General features: G+C 68.9%; 4 protein-coding genes and 1 pseudogene. All 5 read right to left on the bottom strand.

The window, feature by feature from the left end:
* A partial coding sequence (locus ACTJI2_RS19985; protein ID WP_440843130.1) for an MCP four helix bundle domain-containing protein occupies positions 1–1,101 on the bottom strand: 1,101 nt, incomplete at its 3' end.
* A 106-nt stretch (positions 1,102–1,207) separates the two neighbouring features.
* Positions 1,208–1,612, bottom strand: a complete 405-nt coding sequence (locus tag ACTJI2_RS19980; RefSeq protein ID WP_183637007.1) for a hypothetical protein — start codon at positions 1,610–1,612, stop codon at positions 1,208–1,210.
* 131 nt (positions 1,613–1,743) lie between these two features.
* A complete protein-coding gene (locus tag ACTJI2_RS19975; protein ID WP_440843128.1) occupies positions 1,744–3,279 on the bottom strand; it encodes a diguanylate cyclase in 1,536 nt (511 codons plus the stop codon).
* Positions 3,276–5,873, bottom strand: coding sequence for an EAL domain-containing protein (locus tag ACTJI2_RS19970; protein ID WP_440843127.1), 2,598 nt, complete (start codon positions 5,871–5,873; stop codon positions 3,276–3,278). Before ACTJI2_RS19970 ends, ACTJI2_RS19975 begins: the two co-directional genes overlap by 4 nt.
* 205 nt (positions 5,874–6,078) lie before the next feature.
* Positions 6,079–6,422: pseudogene (locus ACTJI2_RS19965) on the bottom strand (methyl-accepting chemotaxis protein); the annotation flags it as partial.

The following is a 6,422-nucleotide window of genomic DNA, read 5'->3' as shown; positions in this document are numbered from 1 at the left end:
GCCGGCGGCCGCGGCGCTGGCCAGGCGCTTGATTTCGGCGTTGATGGCCGAAAGGCTCGCCTTGGTGGCGTCCATGGTTTCGGTCAGCGTCGCCTTCTCGCCGGGCAGGCGATCCATGTCCGGGCTCAGATCGCCGATGGCATAGCGCTGCATGATCCGCTGCGCGCTGCCAATCGCTTCCAGGTGCGAGGCGACCAGCGCGTTGGTGTCGCGCACCATCCGACCGTACTCGCCCGGGAACGCGCTGTCGTCCATGCGGTAGCTGATGGAACCTTCGTCATGGCGCTGCGCCATCTCCGACTGCGCGGCGATGACCGACTGCACCTGGTGCTGCATGCGCTGCATCGAGGCCAGCAGTTCGCCGACCTCGTCCTTGCGCGAGGTGTCGATGCTGCCGTCCAGCTTGCCACGCGAAACGTCGTTGGCCACCCGTACGGCCTCGCCGACCGCGCGGGCGATGGCGCGGGCGAAGAACCAGGCCAGGACCAGGCCGCCGACGATGCCGGCCACCAGCATGATCAGCAACAGCGAGCTGGATGCGGTGTAGGTGCTGGCGGAGTTCCGGGCGGTGACGGCGGTCTGGCGGTTGACTTCCTTCAGCAGGGCATCCAGCGAGGCGGCCGCCTTGGCGTGCGCGTTCCAGGTGCCGCCGATGAAGGTATCGATGGCGTCGTCCTGCAGATCCAGCTCCAGCATCTCGTTGACGTCCTGGTAGGACTTGTACGCCTTGCCCCAGTCGGCCACGAAGGCCTCGTAGGCCTTGCGCTCGGCGGTGGTGGAGATCAGCGGCTTGTAGGCGGCGATGGCCTTGTCGATCTCCCCATGGATGCGCTTGGCGCGGCCACGCGCATCGTCCTTCACCGCGTCGCTGGCGCGGACCAGGGTGGTGAAGGAGGTGGCGCGGTATTCGCCGATCAGGCCACGCAGCGCGCCCGCGGTGCTCACGCTGGGCAGCGTGTTGTCTGCCATCTCGCGGGTCACGCCGTTGAGCGACTTCAGGCCGATGAAGGAGGAGACGCCCTGCACCAGCATCAGCACGAGCACGATGCCGAAGGCCAGCATCATCTTCTGGGTCAGGCGGAGGTTCTGGATCCACTGCATGAAAGGTTTCCTCGGTCCGGGGCGGACGACGTCGCGGGCGGAGTGGCTGGCGAAGGAAGGGGACACCGGCGGCCCGCAGCGCGGCGCCGCCGACGGGAACGGGCGATCAGCGCATCGATGCCAGCTTGAGGTTGCTCGGCGAGGTCACCACGATTTCGGCGCGCGAGCTGTCGCGCTGGATGCTGCCGATCACGCACACGTCCTTGCCTTCCAGGGTTTCCGGCGCGGGCTTGAACTTGCCGCGGTCCGAACCCGGGATGCGGGCGGTGAAGGTGTGGCGCGGGAAGTCGCCGCCCATGTACAGGAAGGTCGGGGTGCCTTCGGAGTTTTCGGCGAAACGGGCCTTGCCGACCTTGCCGCAGACGGTGCCGTCGCGGCCGGCGAAACGCACCGCCTTGTCGGCCGGGATGGCGTCGGTGATCTGGGCCTGGCCGTTGGCGCGCTCGGCCGGCAGCAGCAGGGCGGCGCCCACGACGGCGGCCGACAGGGTGACGAGGGTGGCGATCTTCATGGGTGCTCTCCGGGAAGGGACAATCGATGACGCCGAAGGCGTCTTGAAGGCAGTCATCGGCCCCTCCGGGGCGAACTTGAGTCGGCGCGGCCGCCGGCCCGCGTGTTCGCGGACGGCGTCACATTTTTGCGTCAGGCCGGACTGGCCAGACCGGTCGGTGCGGCCGCCACCAGGGTGGTCAGGATCCAGCCGTCGTTGAAACACACCTCGATGCCCTGGAAGCGGACACCGTCCAGGGTCGTCACCGGGAACAGCCGGCGTGGCGCGCGACGGCGCTGCCGCTGCACGTCCCGCAGCCAGGTTTCGGGATCGCTGTCCAATGCCACGCCCTGCCGCAGGCGATGCGCATGGCGGATGACGTCGGCGAAGCGGACCACGCCCGGTGGAATGCCGTGCAGGCGGATGTAGGCGTCGTTGGCCATCACCAACTGATCGTCCGGGTTGTACATCGCCACCGGGGTATCGGCGATGTCGATGCCCTGCAGCAACTGCGCCAGCACCGCGGGTTCGCGCGGCGACAGCGCCGGGCGCAGGGGCGAACGTGGCGGCGAACGTGGCGGGGTGCCGTCGATTGCGGAGGAAGCGGCGGGCGCGGCGCTGCGTTCGGCGATGCGGTCGCGGCCGTCGTACTTGGCGCGATACAGGGTCAGGTCGGCCTGGCGGATCCAGGTCTCCGGACTGTCGATGTCGGCGGACAGCTCGGCCACGCCGAAGCTGGCGGTGATGGTGCGATGGCGTGAAAGCGGCGCCTCGTGCAGGCGCCGATGCAGCCGGCGGACCACTTCCATCGCCTCGGGCAGCGGCGTCAGCGGCAGCAGGATGCCGAACTCCTCGCCGCCGTAGCGTCCGGGCACGTCGATGTCGCGCAGATTGGTGCGCAGCAGATCCGCGAACCGGCGGATCACGGAATCGCCCTCCGCGTGGCCGTACAAATCGTTGATCTGCTTGAAGTGATCCAGATCCGCCAGCACCAGCGTGGCGGGCTGGCCGGTGCGGCGGCTACGGGCGAATTCCGCGCGCACGGTGTCTTCCCAGTGGCTGCGGTTGAACAACCCGGACAGCCCGTCGTGCCAGCCGCGCAGTTCCAGTTCGTTGCGGCGGTGGTGCAGGCCGCGGGTGACGTCGTAGCCGACGTGCAGCAGGGCCAGCGGCGCCAGCAACGCCAGCGGCAAGCTGGCCAGGAACGAGAGGCCGTCCAGCCCCGGCAACCAGTGCAGGCCGTAGATGGGAATGCCCACCAGCACGCCCAGCGCGAAGGCCAGCAGATTGCCCGCGAGCAGGCGCGGGCCGCCGCCGAACATGGCGGCAAAGCAGGTCACCGCGAGCAGCGCCGCGCTGATCGGCAGGTTGAACGCGATCAGCGGCAGCGCCATCCCGGCGAGCACGCCATCGACCAGGACGTTCTGCATCTCCGCGCGGTTGGGATGGCGGCTGCGGCGATAGCGCCAGCGCGCCAGGTGCGGCCAGCCCAGGCCGATCAGCAAGGTGCTGATCCAGTGTCCGGACGAGACCTGCAGCGCCCACATCGCCGGCACCATCGCCGCCAGCGCCAGCGCGCTGGCGATGACATGCAGCAGGTACAGCCGATGCGGATAGATGAGGTGCGGTGTGAGCGAATACGCCGCCGGCAACCGCTGCACCGGCGGCGTGCGCGGGACGGCGCTCATGGCGCGTGCGCGGCCTCGTCCCCGGACGCCGGCATCGTCACGTAGTCGTTGTTGCCCAGCCAGTGCTCCAGTGCCGGCGCGGGCAGCGGCGCGGAGAACAGGTAGCCTTGCAGCACCGGGAAGCCCTGTTCGGCCAGGAACGCATGCTGCGCGCCGGTTTCCACGCCCTCGGCCACCACCTTCATGCTCAGGCTCTCGCCGATGCGCAGCACCGAGGTGGTCAGGGTGCGGGCGATGGCGCTGCTGTCGATGTCGCGGACGAAGCTCTGGTCGAGTTTGAGCTCGTAGATGGGCAGTCGGTGCAGGTGGCTGAGGCTGGAGTAGCCGGTGCCGAAATCGTCCAGCGACAGGCGCACGCCCATCACGTAGATCGCCTCGATGTTCTCCAGCACGTCCGGATTGGGATCCAGCATCACGCTCTCGGTGATTTCCAGGATCAGATCGTCCGGGTGCAGGCCGTGGGCATCCAGGCAACTGGCGATCTGCAGCGACAGATCCGGATCGCGGAAATTTATCGCCGAGACGTTCACCGCCACCCGGGGCACCCGCAGTCCACGACCGCGCCAGTCGGCCATCTGCGCGCAGGCGTGTTCCAGCACCCACAGGCTGAGGTCGGCGATCAGGCCGCATTCCTCGGCCACCGGCACGAAGCGCGAGGGCGGCACGGTGCCCAGCTCCGGATGCTCCCAGCGCAGCAGCGCTTCCACGCCATACAGGGTGGGTTCGCCGCCGCCGCTGATCTGCGGCTGGTAGTGCAGGCTGAACTGGTCGGCCAGCAACGCCTCGCGCATCGCGGTTTCCAGCGAGACACGTTCCTGCGCGACCCGGTTCATGTCGCCGCTGAAGAAGCGCACGCTGCCGCCACCGTCGGACTTGGCGCGATACATCGCCATGTCGGCGTGGCGCAGCAGCAGATCGATGTCGCGGCCGTCGTCTGGATAGATCGCCACGCCGATGCTGGCGCTGGGATGCAGGGTCATCACACCGGCGGTGGCCGGGCGCGCGATGGCGCCCAGCAGGCGTTCGGCGACGCTGGCGGCCTGTTCGGTCGAACATTGCGGCAACACCGCGACGAACTCGTCGCCAGCCTGGCGGCCGATCAGGTTGGGACCGGGCAGCTCCTCGGCCAGGCGCGCGGCGATGTCGCGCAGCAGGCCGTCGCCGGCGGCGTGGCCCTGCGCCTCGTTGACGCGCTTGAAGCGATCCACGTCGATGAACAGGACCGCCGCCTGGGCGCTCAGCTGGGCGGAGTTGGCCAGGACCTGTTCGGCCTTGGCGCTGAACATGATCCGGTTGGGCAGGCCGGTCAGGGTGTCGTAGAAGGCGAGTTGGTGGACCCGCTCGTTGGTCTGCTCGCGTTCCATCGCAAGCGCGCACAGGTGCAGGCAGGTGTCGGCGATGCGGCGGTGCAGATCATTGGGTTCGCCCCGTTCCCGATAGTAGAAGCAGAGCGTGCCGAGCACGCGCCCGCTGCTGGATTTGATCGGGCTGGAGAAGCAGGCATGCAGGCCGTTGCCGAGCAGCAGATCGCGGAAGCCCAGCATCAGCGGATCGGTGGCGACGTCCGGCACGTGCACCGGGCGACCGCGCCAGGCGGCGGTGCCGCAGGCGCCCACGCGCGGTCCGATCGCCAGGCCATCGCTGGCGGCCACCAGCGCGGCCGGTAGGCTGGGCGCGGCCAGCGGCCGCAGCCGGCCATCGCCATCCACCGCCAGCACGGACACCGCGACTTCCGGGGCGATGCGCTCGACTTCCCGGCACATCAGGGTCATCACGTCGGCCACCGGCTGCTCGCGCACCATCGCGTCCAGCACCTTGTGATGCAGGACCTGGTGGGCCTTGGTCTGGGTGATGTCGGTCAGCACGCTGACCAACCCGATGGTGCGGCCGTCGTCATCGAGGACCGGATTGATCGCGGCCGATACCCACAACGGACGTCCGCTCTTGGTGTAGAGCAGCACTTCGGTCTGCATGCCTTCCGACAGCGCGAGCGAGCGCTCGATGAGGTCGCCCAGCTGCGGCTCGGTGTGCGGGCCGGAAAGCACTTCGGTGGGCTTGCGGTTGCGCAGGTCTTCCAGCTCGTAGCCCAGCATGCGGGTGAAGCCGCTGTTGACGTACAGGACCTGGCGGTTGGGTGCGCTGACGAAGATGGCGTTGTCGCTGCGATCCACCACCAGCGACAACTGGCGCATGCGTTCACGCTGCAGGCGCACGTCGGTGAAGTCGCGCAGTGCGGCGGTATGGAACTGGCGGCCGCCGGCTTCGACCGGCGACATCGTCAGCGAGGCGGTGATGCGGCGGCCGTCGCCGCGTTCCAGCATCACCTCGCGATGGCCGCCAATCCAATGCGCGGCGCAGGCGTGGTCGGGCAGATCAGCGCCACCTTCGACCGGGCAGGGCAGGAAGTGGTGCAGCGGCTGCCCCAGCGCCTGCGTCCGCGGCACGCCCCAGAGCTTCTCGGCGGCGGTATTGAACAGCAGGATGCGATTGCGCTCGTCGAGCACGAGCACCGCGTCGTTGGACTGCTCCAGGGTCTGGAACAGCAGATCGAATGCGGTGTCGACCGAGGCGGGCGCGGACACGGATGCTTTCATGCCCTGTCACCGCGCAAGGAGCACCGCCCCGATGCGAGGATCGGGCGGGCATGGCGGCGATGGGGAGGAAAGTCGGGGCTCATGCGCCATCCGTTGGTTCCAGGCGGGATCAGATATCGGCCACGGACGCGTTCGCTTGAGGCCGACATGCCCGGTGGTCGGACCAATGGCATGGCGGGCGCGGTCATGGGCGATTCGTAGTTGTTCAGAAGGTCTGCCACTCCGCGTCCGCGAGCGCGGGCGCGGCGGGTTCGCGATGCGGCGTGGGCTTGCGGGGGGAGAGCGTGCGGCTGGAGGCCACGCGGGTAGGAGCGGCCTCCGGCCGCGAGCTCTTGGCGGGGTGGGTACCGTTCGCGCGAAGAGCTCGCGCCGGGGACGGCGCTCCTACCGACGGGTTGCTGTCTTCGATGACGAACACGTCGACGGCTTCGGCCAGGCCCTGCGCCTGCTGCTCCATGCTGCGGGCGGCGGCGGAAGCCTCCTCGACCAGGGCGGCGTTCTGCTGGGTGGTCTCGTCCATCTGGGTGATGGTCTGGTTGACCTGCTCGA

This window comes from Pseudoxanthomonas sp. 22568, assembly GCF_052044485.1.
GTDB classification, from domain to species: domain Bacteria; phylum Pseudomonadota; class Gammaproteobacteria; order Xanthomonadales; family Xanthomonadaceae; genus Pseudoxanthomonas_A; species Pseudoxanthomonas_A beigongshangi.
Note: the sequence above shows the minus strand (reverse complement) of the source record. Positions and strands in the feature narration are given on the sequence as shown.